The following is a 26,411-nucleotide window of genomic DNA, read 5'->3' on the forward strand; positions in this document are numbered from 1 at the left end:
AGTAATCGAAAGGCAGGGTCTGGGCCCAAATTTGGCCCTCGATAGGTTCCACTCGATCTACAGCTACAGAATAAACTCTTATTGTTATGGTCCGATGTTGCCTCGGTGATGGAATCGATAGGTGCCGTCAGTATGAAATACAAAAAAAACGATGAAGTCGAGACCTTTGTATCGTTGAGGAAAATCGCCTGTTGAATTGATATTAAAACGCCAGCTCCGCTGTGTGTCAGGGAGTCGAGATCAGCCCCCTCATCAACCGGTACCCATGCCCCCGGATGCTCTGGATGGCGTTTGTGCCATACATGTCCTTGATTTTTCCACGAAGGCGACTGATCGATTTTTCCAGCGCCCTGGGGTCATAAAAGTTGGTGTTGAGCCCCATGATGTTGGCGATTTCATCGTGGCTTAGTATGTGGTTACTGGTTTGCGCAAAGGCTTCCAGAATCTTCATTTCTGCAAAGGAAATGTCCAGCTTCTTGCTGGTGCCCAGTAGACAGATACGGGTGGGGTCCAATATCAAATTGATATCTCTTTGCCATTCTTCACTGTTGAAGAACTCGGCGAGCAACTCGGAGCTTTCATCGGAAAGGGTATTGAACTTGATACAGTAGTCAGCCCCCGCAAGATAGTACTTGATCTTGTTGTAGCTGCCTCGGCCCGTGATCACCGCGCAAATGATGGGTTTCAAGTTGCTGGTGCGCAGGTTTTCCACTAGCGCGAGGCTTTCCTCGAGGGCCTGGGGGCTGTCGATGATGATGAAGATGGCGCGGTACGAACCAGAGCGTTCATTCTTCTTGAATGAACTAGTGTAGGAATTGGCATCTAGTGCCATATCGGTCCGCACATGCCTTGCGACTAGCGCTCTAAAATGTTCAGCCACGCCACGGGTACGACCCAGAGTGAGAACTCCGGGTTCATCGTTAGTCTGGCGCTGGCTTCTAGTCGCTAAGTTCCCTGTAAGCATCATGCATTGACTCGAATAGGTGCTGACATCGGGATGTTAAAGCACCGGTTCTCATCTGTGACTGACAATTGGTAACATTTACGCCAATTTTAGACGTGGCTCTCGAGTTTTCTAACAATAGTTAAGCTTTTCAAGCTTTTAGTTGATTTTCTCGGCAGGCTGAACTAGTGAAATATCGTCCTTAGATGGTGGCAATATGGAATTGTGCCACTATTTTGAAACGATGGCGATTTGTTTTTATGTCCTTTTGCCACTGTTTGGCCCACTACGTGCCACTATTCAGGCCAAGGTGATGAATCCAGTAAGAACCCAAATACTGTGAGAGCGATCACACTTTATTGAGTGGCGAGACTTTTTTCTACTAATTACCTAAATATTTTCCGGGCTGTTCGTACCCGGACGATTATTAACATGGCTTGAGTGTGTCTTTTGATAAGACATATTCTCCCTCGCTACATCAGGTAATGGGTGTGGATGTCTCGATTGTTTTGCTTGAGCTACTCAATATCTGAGTACAGTTGACGGATCGTTCCCAAAGAACGGTCTGACGGAGGATTGATGGATTTCTGGACCCTTTTCAAAGTGGTGGTACTGGGCGCGGTAGAGGGCCTGACCGAGTTCTTGCCCATCTCCAGTACGGGCCACCAGATTATTGTTGCGGACTTACTGGAGTTTGGCGGTGAACGCGCCATGGCGTTCAATATCATTATTCAGCTGGGCGCCATTCTTGCCGTTGTCTGGGAGTTTCGCCGCAAGATTACAGAGACTGTCAAAGGACTGCCGACCCAACGCAATGCACAACGCTTCACGCTGAACTTGCTGATCGGCTTTCTTCCGGCCGTCGTTCTGGGTGTCTTGTTCGCCGACCAGATTCATCACTACCTGTTCAACCCGATCACCGTGGCAGTCGCATTGGTCGTGGGCGGCATTGTCATGTTGTGGGCGGAGCAGAGGGACCACGTGGTGCACATCGAACATGTCGACGACATGCGCTGGCCGGATGCGCTGAAGGTAGGCTTCGCGCAATGCCTGGCGATGATACCGGGCACTTCCCGTTCCGGATCGACCATTATCGGCGGGTTGCTGTTTGGCCTGTCGCGCAAGGCCGCCACCGAGTACTCGTTCTTCCTGGCGATGCCGACCATGGTTGGTGCGGCGGTGTATTCAGGCTACAAGTACCGGGAGCTGTTCCAGGCCGGCGACCTGGCAGTTTTCGCCCTGGGCTTCGTCACAGCGTTCTTTTTCGCCATGATCGCCGTACGCGGCTTGCTCAAGTTCATTGCGAACCACAGTTATGCCACCTTCGCGTGGTACCGGATAGTTTTCGGATTGTTCATCCTGGCGACCTGGGCATTCGGTTGGGTGAACTGGACGGCTGCGGCCGCCAGCTGACAGGCGAGCCAGGCGGATCAAACCGCCTGGCTTAATGGCGATAACAACCGGGCATCAACGCCCTTCAAGCAACCCGGCCGCTTGATCCAGCAAGGCCAAGGGCTCCTTGGCCTTGTGGATATCCACCGACAGCAACTGCCGAAACTTGCGCGCCCCCGGAAACCCGGTGCCCAACCCCAACACATGCCGCGTGATGTGGTGCATCGAACCGCCGGCATCGATGTGTGCAGCGATATACGGCCGTAACTGCGCCAGCGCTTCGGCACGCGTGATCACCGGCGCCGTACTGCCGAACAGCTGCTGATCCACCTCGGCCATCACATAAGGGTTGTGATACGCCTCGCGGCCCAGCATCACGCCGTCGAACGTCTGCAAATGCTCGTGGCAGGCCTCCAGCGACTTGATGCCGCCGTTGAGAATGATCTCCAGTTCAGGAAAGTCCGCCTTCAACCGCGCCGCCACGTCATAACGCAGGGGCGGAATGTCACGGTTCTCCTTCGGCGACAACCCCTCCAGAATCGCAATCCGCGCGTGCACGGTAAAACTGGTGCACCCGGCATCCCGCACCGTGCCGACGAAATCACACAGCTCCTCGTAACTGTCCCGGCCATTGATCCCGATACGGTGCTTGACCGTCACCGGAATCGACACCGCATCCCGCATCGCCTTCACACAATCGGCCACCAACTGCGGATGCCCCATCAGGCACGCACCGATCATATTGTTCTGCACCCGATCGCTCGGGCAGCCGACATTCAGGTTCACCTCATCGTAACCATGCTCCTGCGCCATGCGCGCACACGCCGCCAGGTCCAGCGGCACACTGCCGCCAAGCTGCAACGCCAACGGATGCTCGGCCTCGTTGTGACGCAGGAAACGCTCGTGATCGCCATTGAGCAGGGCACCGGTGGTGACCATTTCGGTGTAGAGCAGGGCGTTTTTCGACAGCAGGCGCAGGAAGAAGCGGCAGTGGCGGTCGGTCCAGTCCATCATGGGTGCGACGGAGAAACGGCGGGAGAGCGGGGCGGGTGAAGCGTTGGCTGCGGACATTGGCAATCTGGAATCGGTGAGGCTGGGAGGAGGGGGAGTTTATCAGGAATGGGATGACGGGGCTCAGGAGTCCGGATACCGGCAATCAGGTCTGTTTAAATCAGCATGAAAATGTCGGATGTTTCCCGCAATACACGTCCCCATCGCCCACATTGCACTCCCTCAGCCACCCGGATAGCCTTTTTGAGTCGCTGCAAATTCAGCGACAAGGGTGTGGAAGCCCTTCACAAGATCTAGGCGCACAGGCGCCACCTGAATTTAGGCAGGCGCTTTTTTCATGTCTGCTGTTAAATTATGGCGGCTGTGCGCGGGGCACCTTCGGGTGCGCCGGGTTCCTAGATCCCCGGTCTTCCACACCTGCGCACAGCTGCCACCCATCATGTGGAAGTGATGCTGGCAGTTCCTTCATTCAATTCTAGGAACGACAACAATGAAAAAAGTCACGCCTGATCCTCCTGTTGCTTCAGCAGCTTGCGACTCACTTGATCTCGACCAGCTATCCGAAGCCAGCCATCGCATCGTCAGTAAACGCCTGCGCAACCCCAATCACGCCGACCCCGTCTGCCACGTCTTTACCATCCTTCCCGACGTCGACACCGAAACCTTGCTGTGCCACGCCTGCGAAACCCTCGCGTCGCTGAACGTCCTGACTACCGATCTGGCCTGCAAGCTCGAAGGCTCGCCACGCAGTCTGGCGCTGTCGATTCAGCAGTTGGCGGTGGTGGGGGAGTTGTTGGTGAATCGGGCGTTGGATAATGTTGATCCGGTTGGTGGGGTGTGAAGACCAGTCGAGCAAGAGCGTTGGTAGAGGAGCCTGGATTTTACGGTGTTAGCTAGCGCTATCGAGGCTGGCGCCGTAGTTCATGTCACAAGTGCCCAATTTGACCGGCGCATGCTCGGCGAATTATCGGCATCTCTGATGCAGGCCACCATGGACTGATCGCCTTGGTGGCCTGTCAGGCCTACGCCAAAGAAGTCTTAACACCGAAGTGAAAAGAGCGACCGGTCTGGATGCGTCGCAAACGGAAACGACGTTACCTTGCAACTTGCGCGACCGCCTCACCGGTGTTCATTTCCATACAGTTTTAAACATCGAACCAATCAAATCACCAGTTGGCTCAAACACTCCTTTCAACGACCCCTTCCCCCAACCCCCCATAAATCGGATCCATACCCGACAGACGAGCTAGCGTTTTGATGGCACCCATCTATCCTCAAACTCTCAAATCTCCGCGACTCGCCTCGTCATCCCGCAGAAGGTGTATGCCATGCCAAATTTTGGTGAAACTCTGATCAACACCACGACTGCAGGGGACCAGGGAGATCCCAATATCTACGGGTTGATCGATGGTGGTTTTGTCATTGCCTGGCAAGGCAATGGTGTGGGTGACGCCACCGGCCTCTTTACCCAGCGCTATAACGCCAGCGGTGCCAAGGTGGGGGGCGAGACGCTGGTCAATACCACGCTGGCGGGCGAGCAGAGTCAGCCTTCGGTGGTCGGGTTGCTTAACGGCGGTTACGTTGTGACCTGGTCCGGCCTCAATACCGGGGGGCTACAGTGCCTCTTTACCCAACAGTACAGTGCCAGCGGGGCAAAGGTCGGTGGCGAAACTGTGGTCAATACAACCACGGCAGGTTTGCGCGATTCCCCTGAAATTACCGCCCTGGCCGACGGTGGTTATGTGGTGACATGGGGGGCAGAGGAGACCACTGGCGACTTCGGGTCTTTTCTGCAGCGCTTCAATGCCAGCGGGGTCAAGGTCGGTGGGGAAGTTCACATCAACACCACCACCGCGGGGCCTCAGGATTTTCCACAGATTTTTGGTGTTCCCGACGGTGGTTACCTGGCGGTGTGGGAGGGGAGTGGCCCGGGAGATGACTACGGCATCTTCACCCAGCGCTTTAACTCGGCTGGCGCCAAGGTTGGTGTGGAAACCCTGGTCAACACACCCTCTGTGGATATCCAGTCCGAGCATATGGTCGCTGTGCAGGCCAACGGCAATTACCTGCTCGTCTGGGAGTCTTACCCTAATACTGTTACCGGAGTGGAACAAAGAGACGTATTTTCCCAGCTCTATAACTCCGCCGGTGGCAAGATTGGCCCGCAGACCCGGGTCAACACCACGACCACTGGTGCTCAGGGAGAGGCTCACGTCTCGGTAATGTTCGATGGTGGTTACCTGGTCACTTGGGTGGGCAATGGCCCGGGTGATGTCGATGGCGTTTTCACCCAGCGTATTAATGCCAGTGGCGCTCTGGTCGGTGCGCAAACCCGTGTCAACACGACGGTAGCGGGCGATCAGATCATTACGCGGGTGACTACGCTGACTGATGGCGGTTATGTGGTGGTGTGGGAGTCCATCGGCCAGGATGGCGCAGGTTCAGGCACTTACTTCCAGCGTTTCGATGCAAGTGGCAACAAACTGACCGGCCTGGCGGGCGATGCCGCGGCCAACGTGCTGACCTGGGCGGGTGTCGGCAGCGTGGTCATCGATGCCGGGGCGGGTAACGACACCCTCACGGGCGGCAGTGCAAACGACCATCTCAACGGTGATGCGGGCAACGACACGCTCAACGGTGGTGCCGGCATAGACAGGATGACTGGCGGCGACGGCTCCGACATCTACTTCGTTGATAACCTGTTCGATGTCGTCAGCGAAACCAATGCCGTTGCGGCTACCGGTGGCATCGATACGGTCAACAGTACCCTGGCGAACCACGTCCTCGGCGCCAACGTGGAAAACCTGCGCCTGTTGGCAACCACGGCCGCCAACGGTACCGGCAATGCCTTGAACAACACGCTGTTTGCCGGTGCCGGCAACAACATTCTCAATGGCGGCGACGGGGTCGATACCGCGTCCTACGCCTTTGCCACCAGTGCGGTGACGGTCAGCCTGGCCCTGACGACCGCGCAGGCCACCGGTGGCTCGGGCAGCGATACGCTGCTGGCCTTCGAAAACCTGACCGGCAGTAACTTCAACGACACCCTGACCGGCAATGCCGGTGCCAACACCCTCAGTGGCGGCGCGGGCAATGACACCCTCAATGGCGGTGCCGGTGCAGACACTCTGGTGGGGGGCGACGGTTCGGACTCTTACGTTGTCGATAACGTCGGTGATGTGGTCAATGAAACCAATGCCGTCGCGGCGACCGGTGGCACGGATACGGTCAGCAGCACTTTGGCCGGCTATACCTTGGGCGCCAACGTGGAAAACCTGCGCCTGTTGGCAACCACGGCCGCCAACGGTACCGGCAATGCGTTGAACAACACGCTCTTCGCCGGGGCCGGCAACAACATTCTCAACGGTGGCGACGGTGTGGATACCGCGTCCTATGCCTTTGCCGCCAGTGCGGTGATTGCCAGTCTGGCTGTCACCACCGCCCAGGCCACGGGCGGCTCAGGCAGCGATACGCTGTTGGCCTTCGAAAACCTGGCGGGCAGTAATTTCAACGACACCCTGACCGGCAATGCCGGCGCCAACACCCTCAGTGGCGGCGCGGGCAATGATGGGCTCAATGGCGGCGCCGGCAATGACACTCTCGATGGGGGTGCCGGCGTCGACACACTGGTGGGTGGCGACGGTTCGGACACTTACATTGTCGATAATGTCGGCGATGTGGTCAGTGAAACCAATGCGGTCGCCGCCACCGGTGGCACGGATTCTGTCTACAGCTCCCTGGCGGGTTATACCCTGGGCGCCAACGTGGAGAACCTGCGCCTGCTGGCAACCACGGCCGCCAACGGTACCGGCAATACATTGAACAACACGCTGTTTGCCGGGGCCGGTAACAACATTCTCAATGGCGGCGACGGGGTCGATACCGCGTCCTTTGCCTTTGCCGCCAGTGCGGTGGTCGCCAGTCTGGCTGTCACCACCGCCCAGGCCACGGGCGGCTCAGGCAGCGATACGCTGCTGGCCTTCGAAAACCTGGCGGGCAGTAACTTCAACGACACCCTGACCGGTAATGCGGCGGCCAATACCCTCAGTGGTGGCGCGGGCAATGATGTGCTCAATGGCGGCGCCGGCAATGACACTCTCGATGGGGGTGCCGGCGTCGACACACTGGTGGGTGGCGACGGTTCGGACATTTACATTGTCGATAACGTGGGTGACGTGGTCAGTGAAACCAATGCGGTTGCCGCCACTGGCGGCACGGATACTGTCTACAGCTCCCTGGCGGGTTATACCCTGGGCGCCAACGTGGAAAACCTGCGCCTGCTGGCAACCACGGCCGCCAACGGTACCGGCAATGCATTGAACAACACGCTGTTTGCCGGGGCCGGCAACAACATTCTCAATGGCGGCAATGGTGTCGATACCGCGTCCTTTGCCTTTGCTGCCAGTGCGGTGACGGTCAACCTGGCCCTGACGACCGCCCAGGCCACCGGTGGTTCAGGCAGCGATACGCTGCTGGCCTTCGAAAACCTGACGGGCAGTAACTTCAACGACACCCTGACCGGCAATACGGCTGCCAATACCCTCAACGGGGGCGCGGGCAATGATGTGCTCAATGGCGGTGCCGGTAACGACCTGCTGACAGGCGGGGTGGGTGTTGACCGGCTCAATGGCAATCTCGGAGCCGATCGCTTCGACTTCGATGCCTTGAGCGAGATGGGCCTGGGCACCTTGCGCGATGTGATTGGGGATTTCAAAACCAGTGAAGGCGACAAAATCGACCTGTCGACCCTGGACGCCAACGTGGCCACCGCGGTCAATGATGCTTTCAGTTTTATCGGGGCGAACGCCTTCAGCAGTAACGCGACGGGGCAGCTGCGCTTCGCTGGCGGCATCCTGTCCGGCAGCACCGATGCCGACACGGCTGCGGAGTTCGAGATTTCCCTGATTGGTGTTGCGACACTCGCTAGCGCAGACATCATTGCCTGATGGTGTGTCGCTGGGGCTCTATGCCTGTGTGCCTGGCAAGATATCGCCCGGTGCACAGGGTTCCTGAACCGACGCTGTCGCTGCGCATTGTTTCATGATGCCCGGCACAGACGAGGCATAGGATGACCGCCAAAGGTCATGTCCCCACGCCTCAACCCACAGGAATAAAAAAATGATCGCAAACCTGGTCAAGGTCTCGCTAATCGCAGGTGCCGTGCTATTGAGCGCCTGTTCGGGTGTGAGTACTCATCGTGATTGTTCGGCCGACTCGGTGCAGCCAGCCGGCTTTGGTCCGGGACCCACCCACAGTAACGCCAACCAGATGAATTTCCATGGCAGTGCGCTGGGCAATAGCTTCGGCGAGTATGGTGCGGGGTTGTTGCACGGCGATTGACCGATGACGCAAAACGGTGGAGTGATTTCCACCGTTTTGCTATCCGGGGGCTTTTGGAGCCGCCGTACTGATCAAAAAAAGCGAAACGTTCCTGCCATTTCGGGCTGGCATTGTAGGTTTGCAATTCATCCGTGCTGCTCATTGTCCACGCCGTTATTTGCCCTCAGGCACCGCCAGCCACTGCCGTCGAATCTTCTGATAAATGCCCGTTGCCTTGGCCAGGTGCAGCCACTGATCGACGTACAGCTTCCAGGTAATGTCGTCACGGGGCAGCAGGTAGGCTTTTTCGCCGTATTGCATGTAGTGCGTCGGGTTGACGGCGCACAGGCCCGGTTTGAGCTTCTGCTGATACAGCGCCTCCGACGCATCGGTGATCATCACGTCAGCCTTTTTATCCAGCAGTTCCTGGAAGATGCTCAGGTTATCGCGCAGCTGCAATTGCGCCTGGGGCAGGTAGGCGTGGACGAACGCTTCGTTGGTGCCGCCGGCGGGTTCGACCAGGCGAACCGAGGGCCGGTTGATCTGTTCGACAGTCTGGTACAGCGCCTGGTCTTCGCAACGCACCAGCGGGATTTTGCCGTCGACGTCCAGGATGTTGCTGAAGTAAGCTTTTTTCTGCCGTTCCAGGGTGACCGAGATGCCGCCCATGGCGATGTCGCACTTGCTGGCGAGCATGTCGGGCATCAAGGTTTTCCAGGTGGTGGGCACCCACTCGACCTTGACGCCCAGGCTGTCGGCCAGGGCGTGGGCCATGGCGATGTCGATGCCGGAATACGCGCCGTCCTCGGCTTTAAGGGTGTAGGGCTTGTAGTCGCCGGTGGTGCAAACGCGCAGTTGTCCCCGTTGCATGACGCTGTCCAGATGCGAAGGTTCTGCCTGGGCGCCAAGGGTGAATGCGAGCAAGCCGCCGAGCATCATTGCTCTATTGATTTTCGTCATTGTTATCGGGCTTTTGTGCTGGAGTGGTTTTGAAAGGGGAGTGTAGTGAAACTTTCACCGGTGTGAAAAATCAACGCCCCCCTGTAGATGGCTCATTCCACTTCCGGGCTCAACGTCCCCAACCACGCCACCAAGCCCACGATCAAAACCGCCGCGGCCATTTCCGCTGCCACACTGCGCCGAAGTACATGGGCTGCCACGCGATACTGGCCCTCCCGCAATGACCGCTGCAGCAAGGGGCCAAGATGAAAGCGGTTCAGCGCCGCCAAAGCCAGCATCCCGGCAAACAGCAGCACTTTGATCGCCAGCAGAATTCCGTAATGGCTGAGTAAAACCTCATCGAGTCTCGGCCCGACGATGAACAGGTAGTTCACCACGCCCGTCACGGTGATGATCACGACGATCAGCGCACCGACAAGCTCGAATCGCCTGACGGCGTGAGCCAGCAAACGAATGCGTGCTTCGGTTTGCAGGATCCGGGGTTGCGCCATCAACGCAAACGCGAGCAACGCGCCGAGCCACGCGCCCGCTACCAGCAGGTGCAGGATGTCTGTGGTGAAGTGCCAGTAACGACGGCTGCCTTCGTCCATGGCGCCATGCCCGCTCCAGGCCAGGCTGGCGAGGGCGATGCCGCCCGCAGTGCTGGCGATCACCAGGCTGAGACCGGGGGCGCGTGGGTTGAGCATCACTGCCAGGCCTGCGACCGCCAACGCAATCATCCGCACGGCCCAGGCCATCCCGACGTCTGTCTCGAACAGCATCATCTCGAGGTGAGGGCGTAGCTCGGCAACGTCTGACTCGCCGCTCATGGCGCGGACCATCAGCACCATGCCGACGATGGACAGCAGCGCACCGAGCCCGGCAGTTCCCGTCAGCAATCGGCGAAAGGGCAGCACCGTCCCGGATCGCCGTTCCTGTCCTTTGAAGCTGTAGAGCCCGAACAGCGCCACGCCAAACAACAGCATCAAGTCCACATACAACACAAACCGCAGAACGACGTTGGCCGAGTCGCTCATCGATCATTTCACTTTGAACGTGACGCTGCCGGTGATCGGGTGGGTATCCGACGACACCGCGCGCCATTCGACCTTGTAGGTGCCGGCAACCAGAGGGGCTGTCGGGGTGATGAGCATGGTTTTCGGATCACTGCCGCCGCTGACCTTGGCCTTGACCGGCATCGGGGCGTGGGCCATGCCGGCCATTTCGGTCATCAGCAGTTTTGCGCCGGAAAACTGGGTGACAAGGTTTTCGGAGAAGTGCAGTTCGATCTTGTCGGGCGGCGCACCTTCTGCACCTTCCACAGGGGTGGAGGCGAGCAGTTTGGGGTGCGCTTGAGCGAGGGTGCTCATGAGCAGACCGCTGAGTAACGCGATAACGACGGCGGTGGGTTTGATGATGCGCATGCAAGGTCCTTTACCGCTCGAAGCGGTTGTTGTTGGTTTTGGGTGAGTCTGTTCAGAACCACATCCGAACACCGAGCACCAGGCGGGCTTCGCTGCGGTCCTCGCCTTCGTCGTTGGTGTAGTCGGCGGTGTTGCCGTAGGTGCGGTTCCAGGTCACGCCGAGGTAAGGCGCGAATTCCCGGCGGATTTCGTAGCGCAGGCGCAGGCCGGCTTCGGTGTTGGACAGCCCCGCGCCGATGCCCCGTTGCGGATCGTTTTTGCCGTAGGCGTTGAGTTCGACGGTCGGCTGCAGGATCAGCCGGTTGGTCAGCAGAATGTCGTAGTCGCCTTCCAGCCGCACGGCGCTCTGGCCGCCTTCGCCGATGAAGGCCGTGGCTTGGGCCTCGAAGTTGTACAGCGCCATGCCTTGCACGCCGAAGGCGGCCCAGGTTTGCGGGGCGCCGGGTTTGAAGTCCTGGCGCACGCCGCTGACGACGTCCCACCACGGGGAAATGGCGTGGCCCCACAGGGCCTGGATTTCCGCGTCCTCGGTCACGCCGTTGGTGCGCTCGCCTTCGGAGCGCAGCCACAGGCGATCAATGTCGCCGCCGACCCAGCCGGACAAATCCCAGGCCAGGGTGCTGCCGTCATCGGCGTCCTGCCATTCGAGTTTGTCGGCGAGGAAAAACGAATTGAGTGTGTTGTCGTGCACATGGTGGCCGGCGGGATCGACATACACCGCCGCGCGATCGGCATCGGTCAGCACCGGGATCGGCGTACGGCTTTCGCTGGGGGCGGCGGGCTGCATCTGGCCCTCGTCCATGCTTTGCATCTGACTGTGGTCCATCTGGCTATGATCCATGCCTTGCATCTGGCTGTGGTCCATCTGGCTGTGATCCATGCCTTGCATGCCGTCGCTGGCGGCCATCGCCGTCGAGGTCACGAGTGCGAGAAAAACCGGGGTGAATCGAATCATGGGGTGCGCCTCATTCTTCCACGCGAACTTCACGGAACATGCCCATTTCCATGTGGTACAGGAGATGGCAGTGATAGGCCCAGCGGCCGAGTGCGTCGGCAGTGACCCGATAGCTGCGCCGGGAGCCCGGTGGCATGTCGATGGTGTGCTTGCGCACCATGAACTCGCCGTTCTCGTCTTCGAGGTCGCTCCACATGCCGTGCAGGTGGATGGGGTGCATCATCATCGTGTCGTTGACCAGTACGATCCGCAGCCGTTCGCCGTACTTGAGGCGCAGCGGTTCTGCATCAGAGAACTTCACGCCGTTGAACGACCAGGCGAATTTTTCCATGTGCCCGGTCAGGTGCAGCTCAAGAGTGCGGCCAGGCTCGCGGCCGTCCGGGTCTTCGAAGGTGCTGCGCAGGTCGGAGTAGGTGAGCACGCGGCGCCCGTTGTTGCGCAGGCCCATGCCGGGGTCGTCGAGTTTCGCTGAGGTGGACATGGCTTGCATGTCCACCAGCGGGTTGTCGGTTTCCGAGGCGGGGTGGGACTGCATGCCGGGCATGTTGCTGTGATCCATGCCCGCCATGCTGCCGTGGTCCATGCCGGCCATGCCCATGTCATCCATGGTCACTAGGGGGCGTGGGTCCAGTGCTGGCAGCGGCGCTACCAGTCCCGCCTTCACCGCCAGGGTGCCGCGTGCGTAGCCAGTGCGATCCATCGCCTGGGCGAACAGGGTGTAGGCCGCTTCGGTCGGTTCGACGATTACGTCGAAGGTTTCCGCCACGGCAATGCGAAACTCGTCGACACTCACCGGTTTGACGTGCAGGCCATCGGCGGCGACCACGGTCATTTTCAGGCCGGGGATGCGCACGTCGAAGTAACTCATGGCCGAGCCATTGATGAAGCGCAGCCGCAGCTTTTCTCCCGGGCGGAACACCCCGGTCCAGTTCATGTCAGGCGCCTGGCCGTTCAACAGGTAGGTGTAAGTGGCGCCTCCGACGTCCGCGAGGTCAGTGGGGTTCATCTTCATCTCGGCCCACATCTTGCGATCGGCGGCGGTCGGCCCCCAGCCTTTTTCGCTGACGTCGTGGATGAAGTCGCCTACGGTGCGCTTGTTGAAGTTGTAGTAATCGGACTGTTTTTTCAGCGTCTTCATCAGGTCGACCGGGTCTTCGTCGGTCCAGTCGCTGAGCATCACCACGTAGTCGCGGTCGTACTGGAACGGTTCCGGGTCCTTGGCGTCGATCACCAGCGGGCCGTAGACGCCGGATTGCTCCTGGAACCCCGAATGGCTGTGATACCAGTAGGTGCCGTTCTGCCGCACGGTGAACTGGTAGACGTACAGGCCGCCCGGCTCGATGCCCTTGAAGCTCAGGCCCGGCACGCCGTCCATGTTGGCCGGCAGCAGGATGCCGTGCCAGTGAATGGAGGTGCTGTCCTTGAGTCTGTTGCGCACCCGCAGCGTCACCGTATCGCCTTCACGCCAGCGCAGCAGCGGGCCGGGAATGCCACCGTTGATGGTCTGTGCAGTGCGCGGGGTGCCGGTGAAGTTGACCGGGGATTCGCCGATGAACAGGTCGAAATCATTGCCGGCCAACACCTGCGGTTCGCCGGGACTGCTGATCGCCCAGACCGGCGTGCGCCATAACCCGAGGCCGCCGAAGAGCCCGCCGATGGCCAGCCCTTTGACGAAGGTGCGTCTTGAAGTGTGGGAGTGCATGCCGTGTGTTCCGCCCGTCAGACCGTTGAACTTGTCGATGAGGCTAGCAGGCGGCGCCTTTCAGCAGGCTGAGGCGAAGATTACAGTTTTGACAGGTTGGACGTCGCTTTCTGGCTTGAAGTGGACTTTTCCCTTGAGGCCACGGTGTCGCCGCAGTTGATGTAGGAGGACGACTTCAGCCAACGCTGGTCCGGGTAGTAGGAAAACAACAACTGGCCGTCCTTCATCGAATCAATCAGCCGATGGGCAATTGCCGGCCTGACGGCAGGGCAACCCAGGCTGCGGCCGATGCGGCCATTGGCGCGGGCCAGCACCGGACTGACGTAGGGCGCGCCGTGAATGACGATGGCCCGGTCAAAGGCGTTGTCGTTGAAACCGGGCTCCAGGCCTTCCATGCGCAGCGAGTATCCGTTCTGGCCGAGATAGCTTTGCTGGGTGCGGAACAGGCCGAGGCTGGTGGCGTGGCTTTCGTTGCGGTTGGAGAACAGCGTGGCCATGTTTTCGCCGCTGTTGCGGCCATGGGCGACCAGTTCGTGAAACAGCAACTTGCGCCGTTTAAGGTCGAAGACCCACAGGCGTTGTTCGGTCGAAGGCAGGGAGTAATCGATCACCGCCAGTCTTTGGGCTGGGGCGACGCCTTGGGCACGGCTGCATTGGGTGGCGCGAACGGCCAGGGCAATTACTTTGGCGTCGGCGCCTGGTGCTGCTTTGACCAGCGCGTTTTCAAGCGAATCGGCGTAGGCTGACGTTACTGAAAGGCACGTCAGTAAAATGGCAAATAAAAGGCCAAAGCGGTTTAGCGCCATAGTCGGGTCTCATCATGATAATTTCGAGTCTAGCAGCGAGCGCAAAGCTGGCGCCGTTGAATCAGGGGATTAAGGATTATCCATGGTGCAATTAACAAGGTCATTCGTCATAAGCCGCATGTTTTTTATGGGCTTTCTGATCAGCGGTGCGGCCTTTGCGCAATCTTCGCCGATTGAGACGGTATCTGCAGCGAGCAGCACAAGCGATGCCGCGGCGCCTGACGATGCGGTCGGCCAGGCGATTCAGGCAACGCTGGAACCGCTGCGCTCGGCCTTTCCGCCGTTGCTCACATCAAGGCGCAATCAGCGTGTGGACGTCAGTCGGGTGGTGCTGGATTTCTATATGCATCGCAACTATCGCGCCGCGTGGACGGATGATCGTGATGTGCTGCAGTTACTCAAGAGCCTGGAAGATACCCGGGTCGACGGCCTGACCCCGGCGGATTTTCGTATCACCGAACTGGCCCGGGCCCATGAATCGCTGATGGCCGCCATGCCCTCCACGGCACAGCGGGCGATGTTCGACATGGCGGCCACCCGCACCTTCATCACCGCGTTGCTGCAACTGCGCCGGGGCAAGGTCGATCCGTCGCGGCTGGACATTCACTGGAATTTCGATCCTGCCGGCGGCAATGCCCGCGAGGACATGAACCACCTGTTCGCCGCCCTCGATGCCCATGACGTGGCACGTGCATTCGCCGATGCGCCTCCTCAGGAAGAGATTTACCGCAATTTGCGTGAAGGCCTGGCCCGGTTGCGCCAGGTGCGTGATGCGGGCGGCTGGCCGAAAGTCACCGAAGGCCAATCGCTCAAGCCTGGCATGGACGGGGTGGCGGTCGGACAATTGCGTGCGCGCCTGGTGGCGGGCGGGTACCTGGAGCCGCACCTGGCGAAAAAAGCCGGTTACGACGACAAGGTCATCGCCGCGGTGAAGAAGTATCAGACCGAGCAATACCTGGGGGCCGACGGCGTGGCGGGGGCGGCGACGCTGGCGGCGCTGAACGTGCCGGTCGAGGCGCGGATCGATCAGGTGCGGGTCAACATGGAGCGCGCCCGCTGGCTGTTGTACAAACTTCAGGGCACGTTCGTGATCGTCGATATCGCCGGCTACAAGGTGGCGATGTACCGCGACGGTCTGCCGATCTGGCGTTCGCGGGTGCAGGTCGGCAAGCCGGTGCGCAGTACGCCGGTGTTCCAGGCCGAAATCACCTACATTACGTTCAATCCGACCTGGACCGTGCCACCGACCATCCTCAAGCAGGACGTGATTCCAAAAATCCAGAACGATCCTGGCTATCTGGCGGCCAACCGGATTCGCGTGCTTGATCGCGAAGGCAATGTGCTCGATCCGTCGGACGTTGACTGGAGCAACCCGCGAGGCATTCGCCTGCGTCAAGATGCCGGCCCCGACAGTTCGTTGGGGCAGGTGGTGATCCGCTTCCCCAACGACTATGCGATTTACCTGCATGACACGCCGCACCGCGAGCTGTTTGCCAAGACGGTCCGGGCCACCAGCTCGGGCTGCATCCGCGTGGAAAACCCGCTGCAACTGGTCGAGTTGTTGTTCAACGACCCGGTGCGCTGGAACAGTGCCGGGATTCAAAAGCAGTTGGCCAATGGCAGGACCGAGAATATCCAGCTGCCGGTGAAGGTGCCGGTGCTGCTGGCCTATTGGACCGTGGACCTGAGCAATGACGGGCGGGTGACGTTCAAGCCGGACATTTATGATTACGATGCCCGGGTGTTGCAGGGCTTGAGTCAGCCGACGAAATTGCCTCCCCTGGATTTGCGTCAGGCAGAGATCCCACTGGTGGTGACGGGGCAGGGCCAACAGTAACCAAAGACTGAAAAGACGCCTCGGGAGCGCCATTTTTGGGGGGGTACTGGTTTGGAGCGTGGGCACGGTCCCCTGTAGGAGCCGGCTTGCCAGCGATGGTCGTTAACGATAACGCGTGTGAACTGGATAAACGCGGCGCACTGGAGTCCATCGCCAGCAGGCTGGCTCCTGGCCGAGAGCATCCTCCCCGGCGACCTGAAAGACCTTTTTTGCAAGATCTACCGCAACGGTCGTGCACGCCGACACGTCGGCTGACAAAGACTGATTGAACATCGTATGCTTTTTCATGGCCTCGCCCTCGCTGTCGTTGGCTTCTATAAGAATGCCACCGCGGCGCACAGACGCCTCGGCTTGGGCGAGTCCATTTAATTACAGTTTCCCATGCCCTTTAGCAACCTTCCTAAAGCGCCAATCCTTGTTGCACCACTACAAGCAGATCGCTTTCTGTCAGCGCCACCGCATCCTGTTGTGCTGTGGCTTGCTCGATCGTTTGTAGCCACCAGTGTGTTTCGCCGTGTTCGTCCACGGTGCGCAACAGGGCGAACTCGTTGCCCGGGGAGTGAATCTCGACGCGCCCCTCGCCATCGGCGGTGAAGCGTGCAACCGGGTCAAAGGTAATGCTGTGCTTGTTGCCGGTGATCACCAACTGGTCAATGGCGTAATCGTAGGAGCCATCCTCGGGATGACTTTCGAACACATGGGTGGCGTTGCGCCGCAGGACCAGGCCCGCTTCGGTCAAGGGCAGCAGCCAGTGCTCTATCCGTTGATACAGTTCGTAGACCTGGCCCGGCCAGCCATCAATTGCCTGATCTGCGCTGGTCAGCCCTGTCCGTTTCATTTTTGCAGCGAGCTCGTCTGCCTTGCTCATGTCGATTCCCTGTATGGAGGTCAGTCTAATCGTAGCTCGTTGACGCGCAGACAGTACTGCCCTGGGTCATGTTTGCAGCGCCACCGGGCAAGTGGTTGCCCCTTTGTCGTGGATAACCCCGTAAACTACGGCCCACAAAAACTGAGGGCTTTGGGCCGTTGCCCATGCCTTGTCCCTGACAGGATGAACTTTTGCCCACGCGCTTTAACAACCCGGACCACGCCCCTGACGTTGCATTGAAACGCATACCGCTGCGCAAGGCCGCGGTGTTGTTCATTGCCACGGTGTGTCTGTGCCTGTGCGGTTTGCTCTACCTGCAACTGGAGCAATCCCGTCGCCATGATCTGAGCCTGGCGCAAGTGGCGTCTTCGAACCTGACGCGGGCCATGGCGCAGCAAGCCGAAGACACCTTCATGAAGGCTGACCTGGTGCTGACCAGCCTGGTGGACTGGATTCAGGTCGACGGTTTCGACCAGGACATGCGACCTCGCTTGCAGCAGACCTTTGCCCGGCGGGTGCTGGCACTGGATCAATTGCACGGCATCCTGTTGTTCGACCAGAAGGGCCAGTGGGTGGTGACCTCGTTTGAAAACCTGCCCCGGGGTGCCGGGGTCGCGGATCGCGAGTACTTCAAGTATCACCAGCAGAACGTATCGTCGGTGGCGCATATCGGCCCGGCCATCCGCAGCCGGGAAAACGGCGAGTGGATCATCCCTGTTTCCAAGCGGGTCAACGACAGGAACGGCCATTTCCAGGGCGTATTGCTGGCCGGCATCAAGATGTCGTACTTCGACCAGTTCTTCAAAAGCTTCAGCCTCGACGACAACGGCTCGATGTTTCTCGGCCTGACCGATGGCACTTTGTTGGCGCGTCGACCCTTTGTAGAAGCGCAGATCGGCGTGTCGCTGGCCCAAGGCGAGATCTTCCAGAAGTTCCTGCCACAGGCCAACTCTGGCAATGTGATGTTCACGTCCATCATCGATGGCGTGACACGCCTGTACGGTTACCGCCAGCTGGAGGCGTATCCGCTGGTGGTCGCCGCTGCGTCGTCCACGCAGACCATTCTCGCGGACTGGTACGACACGGCGTTCCGCTCCAGCCTCATCGTTGCCCTGGTGCTGCTGGGCGTGGGGTTGTTCGGTTGGGTGTTCATTCGTCAGGTGCGCGTGGGCGAGCGGGTCGAGAAGGATTTGCGCAGGGCCCAGCAAGCACTGGAGCTGATCGCCACGCATGACAGCCTGACCGGCCTGGCCAACCGCCGGTTGTTCGAGCGGGCGATGGACATCGAGTTCGGGCGCGGTGCCCGGCAGGCAAGCTCCTTGAGCCTGATCATGCTCGATATCGATTACTTCAAGCGCTACAACGACACCTACGGCCACGTGGTGGGGGATCACTGCCTGGCCGAAGTGGCGCGTGCGCTGAAGAGTTGCTGCCAGCGCAAGGCCGATCTGGCGGTGCGTTACGGCGGTGAAGAGTTTGCGGTGCTGCTGCCCGACACCGACATTCACGGCGCCATGACGATTGCCGAGCAGATCCGTCGCAGTGTCATCGACAAGAACATCACTCACACCGGCTCACCCAATGGCTACGTGACGGTCAGCCTGGGCTGCTATTCGTTCGTGCCCTCGGGGCGTGACAGCATGGACGTGTTTGTCCAGCGGGCCGATGCGGCGTTGTATCAAGCCAAGCATTCGGGTCGCAACCGCGTGGCCACATTGTCGATGGCCGGTGGCGAGGCATTGATGCGCTCCGATCGTTGAAGTGCTTTTGTTGCCGGTGGACCGTCTTGCTGGCCAGTCAGAATTGATCGTCTAGAGTTCCGTTAGCGCTGTCGAACCCGGCAGGCTCCCCCACGTAAGGACGATCGCCAACATGTTGCTACCTCAAACGTTGACAGCCGTTGCTCTGACCGTCGCAGCCGCTGCCATTTTTCCGCTGGTCAGCCAGGCGCAACCGAAAATCACCGCCGAAGAAGCGCATGCCATCGGCGTGGATGCCTACATCTATTTTTACCCGCTGCTGAGCATGGACATCACCCGCAAGCAATTCACCAACATCGAGCCAGGCAAGGAATTCGGCAAGGGCCCGATGAACATGTTTGTCAGTGTGCCGCAGTACCCACCAGCCGATTTCAAAGGGGTGGTGCGCTCCAACTTCGACACTTTGTATTCGATTGCCTGGCTGGACTTGAGCAAGGAGCCGCTGGTGATCGCCGCGCCGAATACCGATGGACGCTTCTACCTGCTGCCAATGCTCGATATGTGGACCGACGTGTTTGCGTCGCCGGGCTGGCGCACCACGGGCACCGAGGCCGGACAATTCCTCGTGACGCCACCGGGCTGGACGGGCGCGGTGCCTGCCGGGATGAGCCATCTGCCGGCGCCAACGCCCTTTGTCTGGGTCATCGGCAGGACCAAGACTGACGGCGCAGAGGATTACGCGGCGGTGCACAAGATCCAGGCCGGCTACACGGTGACGCCGTTGTCGCGTTTAGGTAAGGAGCCTGAAGCCGTCACCGTGAAAGTCGACCCAGCGGTGGACATGAAAACGCCACCGAAGATTCAGGTCGACTCCATGTCGGCTGCCGATTACTTCACTTACGCTGCCGAGTTGCTGAAGGTGAACCCGCCGCACAGCACCGACCAGCCAATGCTGGCGCAGATCAAGCGTCTTGGAATCGAAGTCGGCAAGTCGTTCAACATGGACGCGCTGGACCCGCAAATCCAGGCCGCACTGCAAAAGGTGCCTAAGGATGCGCAGGCCTTGATGACCTGGAAAGTGCCGACCCTGGCGCGGGAGGTCAATGGCTGGTCGATGAACACCGACACCATGGGCGTCTACGGCAACTACTACCTCAAGCGTGCCATCGTTACGCAGGTGGGGCTCGGCGCTAACCTGCCCGAGGACGCGATTTATCCGTTGAATATCGGCGACAGCAACGGCAAGCCACTCGATGGCGCGAATAAATACGTGTTGCATTTCAGCAAGGGCGAGACACCGCCGGTTAACGCCTTCTGGTCGATCACCCTGTATGACCCGCAAGGTTTCCAGGTCGGCAACTCACTCAACCGTTTTGCAGTCAGTAGCTGGATGCCGTTCAAGCACAACGCCGATGGCTCGCTGGACCTCTATTTCCAGAACGAAAGCCCCGGCAAGGATCTGGAGGCCAACTGGCTGCCGGCGCCCAAAGGCTCATTCAATCTGACCATGCGTTTGTACGGCCCGAAAGCCGAGGCGTTGAATGGCAAGTGGAACCCGCCGGCGATCAAGCAGCTGTAAGCCCAGGACGAAAAAAGCAGCCAACGACGTCATGTCATTGGCTGCTTTTGTTTGTCCAACTGCCCGTCCCGCCGCCAGCGCCGCCTGTTCCACCTCCGGGGGCGCCGGTGCCGCCGCCCGCGCCACTGCCCGGACCATTGACGCCGGTGCTGCCCATTGACGAGCCGGGGCTCTTTGCGCGCCCGTTGTTACCCGAGGGGTCGCTGGACCTGTTGCTGTCTGGCAGCATGGTTGAACTGCGGGTTGCGCCGGGTGCCGTACCGGTCGTACCAGGACTCTCGCCGGACGCCGCAAAGGTGGCCAGGGACGTAGCCGACATCCATGTGGCCATGAGCAGCGAAGCCATCTTTATGTTCATCATGGTCGTCTCCAGGATGAGTCGTTACCTGAGGTTAGTGTGACAGGGCGCGTGGTAGGTGCCGATCTGCTTGACGAGTGGCGCGGGGGACTGGTGGGCCGCCGATCCATGGCCAGCGAGAACCCTGTGGGAGCGGGCTTGCTCGCGAAGACGTCGGCCCATTCGGCATTTATGTTGGCTGACACAGCGCATTCGCGAGCAAGCCCGCTCCCACACTTGAGATATGTCGGACGGGAAATTTGCGGACACCCTCGAATCGACCAGCTTGCGCTCAAGGTGCTGCCGCCCCCGGGACCACGGATGCAACCACCGAAAAGGGTAGGTGTCACAGTTCAGGCACCTCGTCCTCAGGAGTGTCCGATCATGAAGAAACTGCGGATTGCCACGTTCAACGTCAATGGCCTGCGCGCCCGGCTGCCCAACCTGCTGGCCTGGCTTGAACGGGAAAAACCGGACATCGCCTGCTTGCAGGAGTTGAAGGCAGTGGACAGTGCATTCCCGGCTGCGGAGCTTGAAGCGCTCGGCTACGGCGCCATCTGGCAGGGGCAGGCGTCATGGAACGGCGTGGCAATCCTGGCGCGGGATGCGCAGCCGCTGGAGAGCCGACGCGGGTTGCCCGGCGATGACAGCGACAACCACAGTCGTTATCTGGAAGCCGCGGTCCACGGGGTTCTGGTGGGTTGCCTGTATCTGCCCAACGGCAACCCGCAGCCGGGGCCGAAATTCGAGTACAAGCTGGCATGGTTCGAACGACTGATCCGTCATGCACAGGCGCTTCAAGGCAGTGAACATCCGGTGGTGCTGGCGGGTGACTACAACGTGGTACCCACCGACCTGGACATCTATAACCCGCGCTCATGGCTCAAGGACGCCTTGCTGCAACCGGAGAGTCGCGAGTGCTACCAGCGGTTGCTGGACCAGGGCTGGACCGATTCATTGCGGCACCTGCATCCGCAGGATCGGCTCTACACATTTTGGGATTACTTCCGTCAGCACTGGCAGAAAAACTCCGGTCTGCGCATTGATCATCTGCTGCTCAACCCGGTCCTGAGCCCGTATCTGCAAGACGCCGGGGTGGATGCCTGGGTGCGCAATGAACCCCATGCCAGCGACCATGCACCGACCTGGATTCAATTGGGTTCGCGCAAGCAGCGTTGAGTTTTTCATGACGAATGATTGGCTAAATCAATTGTCGGTGGCCGTGCCTGATCCCGTATACATAGCGACCACTGGCGGAGCAATCCGCCGCTTGCGTGCAAAAGGATTGAACGATGAGCGATCCACGCCTGACTGACCGTGCTCTGTATCTGCAACGCCTGGGCTTCGATGCACCCCCGGCACCGACCCTGGAAACCTTGCGCCAACTGCAAGGGCGCCATACCGGGGTTTTCCCGTTTGAAAACCTCACCACGTTATCCGGCGAACCGGTGCTGATCGACCTGCCGTCCATCGAGCGGAAGGTCTTGCACGCGGGTCGTGGCGGTTATTGCTACGAACTCAACAAGCTGTTTCTGGCCTTGCTTCAGGAATTGGGTTTCGACGCCCGCGCCATCAGCGGTCGGGTAGTGATGGGGCAGCCGGAGGGCGCCTGGACGGCCCGGACCCATCGCCTGAGCCTGGTCATCATTGATGACGTACGCTATATCACCGACGTCGGCTTCGGCGGCATGGTACCGACCGCGCCACTGTTGCTCGATTCCCGCGCCGAACAACTCACCCCGCACGAATCGTATCGCATCGACCTGCACGTCGACGGCTTTACCCTGCGCGCTAACGTAGCCGGTGAATGGCGAGCGATGTACATCTTCGACCTGCAACGCCAGGAAGATATCGATTTTGCTGTGGGCAACTGGTACGTCTCGACCCACCCCGAGTCGACCTTCGTCAGGCAGTTGATGGTGGCGCGCACCGGAGAGGGCTGGCGCCGTACGCTCAACAACGGCAGTTTCGCCATTCACCGGATCGGCCATGACAGCAAGCGGCGGGAGGTGACGGATGTGCGGGAACTGATTGGCCTGCTGGGCAGCGAGTTCGGCATCCGCGTACCGGAACAGGCGCAATTGGCGCGGACGCTGGAGCGATTGATCGCACCGCCGCAATAGCGGGCTGATCGCAGGCATCACAAAGGGCTGGTCAGATTGATCGGCTCTTTGCGTTTCAGGGTCGAACACCCGGCGCCATCACCCGTTGAATTTCGCGCAAGGCCTCTGCCAGTTTCTGCTCCAGGCCCTTGAGTTCGGCAGGGGTGAGGGTTGGTTTCAGTTTTGCGCTCTTGCCTTCGTTGAGCAGGGCCCGGCGCAACGTATTGTTGATTGCCGTCTGGTAGCCGTACCCCTCGTGTTCTGCCAGGGCCCGGGCGGCTTCGATGACGGCGTCATCGAGCATGATGGTAATGCGGGTCTTGCCTTTGGCGGGCGCCACGGCCCCGCGCCTGGCGTCACTGAAGTCGTATTCGTCTTTCATCGGTCATGTCTCCAGGTACTGACGGCGCTCGCTTTGGTGGCGATGCGCGCGGAAATGATTCGAACGAAATTCGGATCGCGGTAGGTGTACACGACGACCAGCAAACGGCCTTTGGCATCCAGCCCCAGGGTGATCCAGCGTTGTTCGTCGTGGTGGTTGTCCTCGATGGTTAGCGCTCGTTCGTCATGGAATACCGGTTCAGTCTCTGCGAGGCTGATGCCTTGGTGCTTGAGTTTGTTGGCTGCGTTCTTTGCCCTGTGGAACTGAATGTCGAATGGCTTCATTATGCATACTTTATATGTATAAAAAAGAGGCGAGTCATACCGATGGTCGCCAGGAATTCAAAAGACTAGTCAGCACCCAGGGGGGGCAGCGAGGGAAGTATTTCAAGGTTTTTGGCGGGATCAGGAGGGGGGCTATCAGGCGGAAATGGACAAGTATCCATTTTGTGACCGACAAGTTGTATACAGCTCTATAGACATTTGTCCTGTGTCTTGCATACAGTGTGCGCATAACAAAAACCAGGGAACCCCCTCCATGAAAACGCCCCATGTTTCACACCAACGGCCCGAGGACGAAAACCTAGGGATCGGCGCGAATATGGCTTATGGCCTGCAACATGTTCTGACCATGTATGGCGGTATCGTTGCGGTGCCATTGATCATCGGCCAGGCGGCCGGGCTCTCGCCAGCGGACATCGGTTTGTTGATTGCTGCTTCATTGTTTGCGGGGGGGCTGGCAACGCTGCTGCAAACCCTGGGTCTACCGTTTTTTGGTTGTCAGTTGCCGCTGGTGCAGGGCGTATCCTTCTCTGGCGTCGCGACCATGGTGGCGATTGTCAGCAGTGGCGGGGAGGGCGGGTTCCAGTCGGTGTTGGGGGCGGTGATCGCGGCGTCCCTGATCGGATTGCTGATTACCCCGGTGTTCTCGCGTATCACCAAGTTCTTCCCGCCGCTGGTGACCGGCATCGTGATTACCACCATCGGCCTGACGCTGATGCCGGTAGCCGCGCGCTGGGCCATGGGCGGCAACAGCCACGCACCGGATTTCGGCAGCATGGCGAATATCGGTCTGGCGGCGGTGACGCTGGTGCTGGTGCTGCTGCTGAGCAAAATCGGCAGTGCGACCATCTCCCGCCTGTCGATCCTGCTGGCCATGGTCGTCGGTACGGTGATCGCGGTGTTCCTCGGCATGGCGGATTTCTCGTCCGTGACCCAGGGGCCGATGTTCGGCTTCCCGACACCCTTCCACTTCGGCATGCCGACCTTCCACTTCGCGGCGATCCTGTCGATGTGCATCGTGGTGATGGTGACGCTGGTGGAAACCTCGGCCGACATTCTGGCGGTCGGTGAGATCATCGACACCAAGGTTGACTCCAAGCGCCTGGGCAACGGCCTGCGCGCCGACATGCTGTCGAGCATGTTCGCGCCGATCTTCGGGTCCTTCACCCAGAGCGCCTTTGCCCAGAACGTCGGGCTGGTGGCGGTCACCGGCATCAAGAGCCGCTACGTGGTGGCCACTGGCGGTTTGTTCCTGGTGCTCCTCGGCCTGCTGCCCTTCATGGGCCGGGTCATCGCCGCCGTGCCGACCTCGGTATTGGGCGGCGCCGGCATCGTGCTGTTCGGCACCGTCGCGGCCAGCGGCATTCGGACCTTGTCCAAGGTCGACTACCGCAACAACGTCAACCTGATCATCGTCGCCACCTCCATCGGCTTCGGCATGATCCCGATCGCGGCACCGAGCTTCTACGATCAATTCCCGAGCTGGTTCGCGACCATTTTCCATTCGGGCATCAGCTCGTCGGCGATCATGGCCATCGTGCTGAACCTGACCTTCAACCACCTCACCGCCGGTAACTCCGATCAGCAATCGGTGTTTGCGGCCGGTACCGAGCGGGTGCTGCGTTATCAGGATCTTGCGGCGTTGCGCGAAGGGGACTACTTCAGCGACGGTAAGCTGCACGATTGCGATGGCAAGGAGATTCCGGTGCTGGAATCGGAACACGGTGGGGCAGAACCACGGGCGGTGCACGCGAAAAGCAGTGAACATGTCTGACGTTCACGGCGACTGAAAAGGGCCGATCTGTCGAATAGACAGATCGGCCCTTTTTTCTTTTCAAGAGATGGCTTTTCATCGGCCACAAAAAAGCCCCTGGATCTTTCGATTCAGGGGCTTTTCAATGTTGCTGTCTGGCTCCACGACCTGGACTCGAACCAGGGACCCAGTGATTAACAGTCACTTGCTCTACCAACTGAGCTATCGCGGAATGGCGCGTATCTTACTGATTCAAAAAGAGAAGTCAAGCATCGAATAACAACGGGAGCAAATTATCGGGACGGGCGGTGGTTTGGCGGCGATTGGCGGTTACCAGGATCGCCACGGAGGTCTACCATGGTCGCCCGGAAGTGGTGACACGCGCTGCCGGCCATTCGCCGAAAAGGTACGCGCCATGAATCATTTGACCCTCACACCTCGACACCACGGGGTGCACCCATGAGCATCTCTCAGATCAGCCTGCCCAAGGGTGTCGGCCCCCATGCCGAAAAGTTGTTCGACGCCATCACTCAGGCTGGCACCGCTGAAGCATTGAACCGCGCGGGTGGCAAGGCCGAAGGTTTCGTCCTGGGGCTGGAAAGCGCCAAGGCGATCAAGAGCCAGATCGCCGAATCGCTGTATGTCGCCTACGACGACGCTGCCAGCCAGCGTGCGACCGAACTGGCTTAACCGCCGAAGGTAATGGTGGCAACCATCAGTTTTGCGTAGAGCGCTGTGGCACCCAATTGCACCAGCCACAGGGCCAGGCCGCCGAGGAATACACCCGCAGCGACTTGCATTACCAGGTTGTTGCCGCGTTTGGCCGGGGCGCGGGGGATGAAGTGATCCAGGTCATCCAGGTCATCGCGGTCGGCGCGCAGGTCATCGTTTTTCATGTGGGTTCTCATAGGTCATTCAGGTGTGCGCAAACCTGTGGGAGCGGGCTTGCTCGCGAATGCGATCTGACTGAGACATCGGTGTTGGAGCTGCTGGCCCTTTCGCGAGCAAGCCCGCTCCCACACCTTGATCTGACTCAGTCTAGGGGAATATCGATGGTCCATAAAAAACGGGAAGCCACAGG

Annotated in this window: 23 protein-coding genes, 1 tRNA gene and 2 pseudogenes; 12 read left to right on the top strand and 14 right to left on the bottom strand. The window is 59.6% G+C overall.

All coding sequences use genetic code 11. The annotated features are described in order from the left end of the window. Positions 1-226: 226 nt before the first annotated feature. Positions 227-967 carry a winged helix-turn-helix domain-containing protein gene (locus ACXX83_RS05740; protein WP_458547784.1) on the bottom strand — a complete coding sequence of 247 codons (741 nt, stop codon included), beginning with the start codon at positions 965-967 and terminating at the stop codon, positions 227-229. Between the two features lie 555 nt (positions 968-1,522). Between ACXX83_RS05740 and ACXX83_RS05745 the strand changes: the two genes are divergently transcribed. After that, entirely contained in the window at positions 1,523-2,356 is an 834-nt protein-coding gene (locus ACXX83_RS05745) for an undecaprenyl-diphosphate phosphatase (protein ID WP_458547785.1), read from the top strand. Between the two features lie 54 nt (positions 2,357-2,410). Here the strand turns inward: ACXX83_RS05745 and dusA are convergent, their stop codons facing one another. Next, positions 2,411-3,406: a tRNA dihydrouridine(20/20a) synthase DusA gene (gene dusA, locus ACXX83_RS05750; protein ID WP_458547786.1), complete on the bottom strand. Its 996-nt coding sequence runs from the start codon at positions 3,404-3,406 to the stop codon at positions 2,411-2,413. A gap of 430 nt (positions 3,407-3,836) precedes the next feature. Between dusA and ACXX83_RS05755 the strand changes: the two genes are divergently transcribed. The 4 genes and pseudogenes from ACXX83_RS05755 to ACXX83_RS05770 all read left to right on the top strand — a co-directional run bounded on the left by ACXX83_RS05755 (position 3,837) and on the right by ACXX83_RS05770 (position 8,686). Next, the gene (locus ACXX83_RS05755) at positions 3,837-4,187 is read left to right on the top strand and encodes a DUF6124 family protein (protein WP_458547787.1); all 351 of its coding nucleotides are present in this window, start codon (positions 3,837-3,839) and stop codon (positions 4,185-4,187) included. A 104-nt stretch (positions 4,188-4,291) separates the two neighbouring features. Beyond that, positions 4,292-4,399: pseudogene (locus tag ACXX83_RS05760) on the top strand (lysis protein); the annotation flags it as partial. Between the two features lie 275 nt (positions 4,400-4,674). Next, positions 4,675-8,292, top strand: coding sequence for a beta strand repeat-containing protein (locus ACXX83_RS05765; protein WP_458547788.1), 3,618 nt, complete (start codon positions 4,675-4,677; stop codon positions 8,290-8,292). A gap of 172 nt (positions 8,293-8,464) precedes the next feature. Continuing rightward, positions 8,465-8,686 (top strand): hypothetical protein, encoded by a 222-nt coding sequence (locus tag ACXX83_RS05770; RefSeq protein ID WP_458547789.1) that lies wholly within the window; start codon positions 8,465-8,467, stop codon positions 8,684-8,686. Positions 8,687-8,839: 153 nt separating this feature from the next. On the opposite strand, the gene ACXX83_RS05775 is transcribed toward ACXX83_RS05770, so the two are convergent. The 6 genes from ACXX83_RS05775 to ACXX83_RS05800 form a co-directional block, all read right to left on the bottom strand. Beyond that, positions 8,840-9,601, bottom strand: a complete 762-nt coding sequence (locus tag ACXX83_RS05775) for a transporter substrate-binding domain-containing protein (RefSeq protein ID WP_458550161.1) — start codon at positions 9,599-9,601, stop codon at positions 8,840-8,842. A 116-nt stretch (positions 9,602-9,717) separates the two neighbouring features. Next, complete coding sequence (gene copD, locus ACXX83_RS05780) at positions 9,718-10,641, bottom strand: copper homeostasis membrane protein CopD (RefSeq protein WP_458547790.1); 924 nt, start codon at positions 10,639-10,641, stop codon at positions 9,718-9,720. A gap of 3 nt (positions 10,642-10,644) precedes the next feature. Next, a complete protein-coding gene (gene copC / locus ACXX83_RS05785) occupies positions 10,645-11,028 on the bottom strand; it encodes a copper homeostasis periplasmic binding protein CopC (RefSeq protein ID WP_458547791.1) in 384 nt (127 codons plus the stop codon). Between the two features lie 52 nt (positions 11,029-11,080). Further along, positions 11,081-11,983, bottom strand: coding sequence for a copper resistance protein B (locus ACXX83_RS05790; protein ID WP_458547792.1), 903 nt, complete (start codon positions 11,981-11,983; stop codon positions 11,081-11,083). Positions 11,984-11,993: 10 nt separating this feature from the next. Beyond that, positions 11,994-13,685 (bottom strand): copper resistance system multicopper oxidase, encoded by a 1,692-nt coding sequence (locus ACXX83_RS05795; RefSeq protein ID WP_458547793.1) that lies wholly within the window; start codon positions 13,683-13,685, stop codon positions 11,994-11,996. An 80-nt stretch (positions 13,686-13,765) separates the two neighbouring features. Next, entirely contained in the window at positions 13,766-14,491 is a 726-nt protein-coding gene (locus tag ACXX83_RS05800) for a murein L,D-transpeptidase catalytic domain family protein (protein ID WP_126046408.1), read from the bottom strand. An 82-nt stretch (positions 14,492-14,573) separates the two neighbouring features. On the opposite strand from ACXX83_RS05800, the gene ACXX83_RS05805 reads away from it, so the two are divergent. Further along, entirely contained in the window at positions 14,574-16,328 is a 1,755-nt protein-coding gene (locus ACXX83_RS05805; protein ID WP_458547794.1) for a L,D-transpeptidase family protein, read from the top strand. Positions 16,329-16,728: 400 nt separating this feature from the next. Here the strand turns inward: ACXX83_RS05805 and ACXX83_RS05810 are convergent, their stop codons facing one another. Beyond that, on the bottom strand, positions 16,729-17,196 hold the full coding sequence (locus tag ACXX83_RS05810) for a hypothetical protein (RefSeq protein WP_458547795.1): 468 nt from the start codon (positions 17,194-17,196) through the stop codon (positions 16,729-16,731). A gap of 191 nt (positions 17,197-17,387) precedes the next feature. Between ACXX83_RS05810 and ACXX83_RS05815 the strand changes: the two genes are divergently transcribed. Both ACXX83_RS05815 and ACXX83_RS05820 read left to right on the top strand, forming a co-directional pair. Beyond that, on the top strand, positions 17,388-18,956 hold the full coding sequence (locus ACXX83_RS05815) for a sensor domain-containing diguanylate cyclase (RefSeq protein ID WP_217837728.1): 1,569 nt from the start codon (positions 17,388-17,390) through the stop codon (positions 18,954-18,956). Between the two features lie 112 nt (positions 18,957-19,068). Next, positions 19,069-20,475, top strand: coding sequence for a DUF1254 domain-containing protein (locus ACXX83_RS05820; RefSeq protein WP_217837729.1), 1,407 nt, complete (start codon positions 19,069-19,071; stop codon positions 20,473-20,475). 34 nt (positions 20,476-20,509) lie between these two features. Here ACXX83_RS05820 and ACXX83_RS05825 read toward each other — a convergent pair whose 3' ends face one another. Further along, a complete protein-coding gene (locus tag ACXX83_RS05825) occupies positions 20,510-20,836 on the bottom strand; it encodes a hypothetical protein (RefSeq protein WP_437179733.1) in 327 nt (108 codons plus the stop codon). 360 nt (positions 20,837-21,196) lie between these two features. Here ACXX83_RS05825 and ACXX83_RS05830 point away from each other — a divergent pair, with 360 nt between their 5' ends. Together ACXX83_RS05830 and ACXX83_RS05835 are read left to right on the top strand one after the other, a co-directional pair. After that, positions 21,197-21,991 carry an exodeoxyribonuclease III gene (locus ACXX83_RS05830; protein ID WP_458547796.1) on the top strand — a complete coding sequence of 265 codons (795 nt, stop codon included), beginning with the start codon at positions 21,197-21,199 and terminating at the stop codon, positions 21,989-21,991. A gap of 113 nt (positions 21,992-22,104) precedes the next feature. Further along, positions 22,105-22,935 (top strand): arylamine N-acetyltransferase family protein, encoded by an 831-nt coding sequence (locus ACXX83_RS05835; protein WP_458547797.1) that lies wholly within the window; start codon positions 22,105-22,107, stop codon positions 22,933-22,935. Between the two features lie 55 nt (positions 22,936-22,990). Here ACXX83_RS05835 and ACXX83_RS05840 read toward each other — a convergent pair whose 3' ends face one another. After that, positions 22,991-23,296, bottom strand: a complete 306-nt coding sequence (locus ACXX83_RS05840) for a BrnA antitoxin family protein (RefSeq protein ID WP_095965273.1) — start codon at positions 23,294-23,296, stop codon at positions 22,991-22,993. A gap of 3 nt (positions 23,297-23,299) precedes the next feature. Then, positions 23,300-23,580 (bottom strand): annotated as a pseudogene (locus ACXX83_RS05845) (BrnT family toxin). 253 nt (positions 23,581-23,833) lie between these two features. Between ACXX83_RS05845 and ACXX83_RS05850 the strand changes: the two are divergent. After that, a complete protein-coding gene (locus tag ACXX83_RS05850; RefSeq protein WP_217837734.1) occupies positions 23,834-25,351 on the top strand; it encodes a nucleobase:cation symporter-2 family protein in 1,518 nt (505 codons plus the stop codon). Between the two features lie 135 nt (positions 25,352-25,486). Here the strand turns inward: ACXX83_RS05850 and ACXX83_RS05855 are convergent. Beyond that, positions 25,487-25,562 (bottom strand) — tRNA-Asn (locus ACXX83_RS05855). Between the two features lie 227 nt (positions 25,563-25,789). Between ACXX83_RS05855 and ACXX83_RS05860 the strand changes: the two genes are divergently transcribed. Then, complete coding sequence (locus ACXX83_RS05860) at positions 25,790-26,020, top strand: hypothetical protein (RefSeq protein ID WP_217837735.1); 231 nt, start codon at positions 25,790-25,792, stop codon at positions 26,018-26,020. Here ACXX83_RS05860 and ACXX83_RS05865 read toward each other — a convergent pair. After that, the gene (locus ACXX83_RS05865; protein WP_007986927.1) at positions 26,017-26,226 is read right to left on the bottom strand and encodes a hypothetical protein; all 210 of its coding nucleotides are present in this window, start codon (positions 26,224-26,226) and stop codon (positions 26,017-26,019) included. The genes ACXX83_RS05860 and ACXX83_RS05865 overlap by 4 nt on opposite strands. Between the last annotated feature and the right edge of the window lie 185 nt (positions 26,227-26,411).

This window comes from Pseudomonas sp. GNP012 (genome assembly GCF_054343835.1).

Coding starts and splice junctions, on each gene's coding strand:
- ACXX83_RS05740 (WP_458547784.1), bottom strand. CDS start 967: ATGATGCTTACAGGGAACTTAGCGACTAGAAGCCAGCGCCAGACTAAC.
- ACXX83_RS05745 (WP_458547785.1), top strand. CDS start 1,523: ATGGATTTCTGGACCCTTTTCAAAGTGGTGGTACTGGGCGCGGTAGAG.
- dusA (WP_458547786.1), bottom strand. CDS start 3,406: ATGTCCGCAGCCAACGCTTCACCCGCCCCGCTCTCCCGCCGTTTCTCC.
- ACXX83_RS05755 (WP_458547787.1), top strand. CDS start 3,837: ATGAAAAAAGTCACGCCTGATCCTCCTGTTGCTTCAGCAGCTTGCGAC.
- ACXX83_RS05765 (WP_458547788.1), top strand. CDS start 4,675: ATGCCAAATTTTGGTGAAACTCTGATCAACACCACGACTGCAGGGGAC.
- ACXX83_RS05770 (WP_458547789.1), top strand. CDS start 8,465: ATGATCGCAAACCTGGTCAAGGTCTCGCTAATCGCAGGTGCCGTGCTA.
- ACXX83_RS05775 (WP_458550161.1), bottom strand. CDS start 9,601: ATGCTCGGCGGCTTGCTCGCATTCACCCTTGGCGCCCAGGCAGAACCT.
- copD (WP_458547790.1), bottom strand. CDS start 10,641: ATGAGCGACTCGGCCAACGTCGTTCTGCGGTTTGTGTTGTATGTGGAC.
- copC (WP_458547791.1), bottom strand. CDS start 11,028: ATGCGCATCATCAAACCCACCGCCGTCGTTATCGCGTTACTCAGCGGT.
- ACXX83_RS05790 (WP_458547792.1), bottom strand. CDS start 11,983: ATGATTCGATTCACCCCGGTTTTTCTCGCACTCGTGACCTCGACGGCG.
- ACXX83_RS05795 (WP_458547793.1), bottom strand. CDS start 13,685: ATGCACTCCCACACTTCAAGACGCACCTTCGTCAAAGGGCTGGCCATC.
- ACXX83_RS05800 (WP_126046408.1), bottom strand. CDS start 14,491: ATGGCGCTAAACCGCTTTGGCCTTTTATTTGCCATTTTACTGACGTGC.
- ACXX83_RS05805 (WP_458547794.1), top strand. CDS start 14,574: ATGGTGCAATTAACAAGGTCATTCGTCATAAGCCGCATGTTTTTTATG.
- ACXX83_RS05810 (WP_458547795.1), bottom strand. CDS start 17,196: ATGAGCAAGGCAGACGAGCTCGCTGCAAAAATGAAACGGACAGGGCTG.
- ACXX83_RS05820 (WP_217837729.1), top strand. CDS start 19,069: ATGTTGCTACCTCAAACGTTGACAGCCGTTGCTCTGACCGTCGCAGCC.
- ACXX83_RS05825 (WP_437179733.1), bottom strand. CDS start 20,836: ATGATGAACATAAAGATGGCTTCGCTGCTCATGGCCACATGGATGTCG.
- ACXX83_RS05830 (WP_458547796.1), top strand. CDS start 21,197: ATGAAGAAACTGCGGATTGCCACGTTCAACGTCAATGGCCTGCGCGCC.
- ACXX83_RS05835 (WP_458547797.1), top strand. CDS start 22,105: ATGAGCGATCCACGCCTGACTGACCGTGCTCTGTATCTGCAACGCCTG.
- ACXX83_RS05840 (WP_095965273.1), bottom strand. CDS start 23,296: ATGAAAGACGAATACGACTTCAGTGACGCCAGGCGCGGGGCCGTGGCG.
- ACXX83_RS05850 (WP_217837734.1), top strand. CDS start 23,834: ATGAAAACGCCCCATGTTTCACACCAACGGCCCGAGGACGAAAACCTA.
- ACXX83_RS05860 (WP_217837735.1), top strand. CDS start 25,790: ATGAGCATCTCTCAGATCAGCCTGCCCAAGGGTGTCGGCCCCCATGCC.
- ACXX83_RS05865 (WP_007986927.1), bottom strand. CDS start 26,226: ATGAAAAACGATGACCTGCGCGCCGACCGCGATGACCTGGATGACCTG.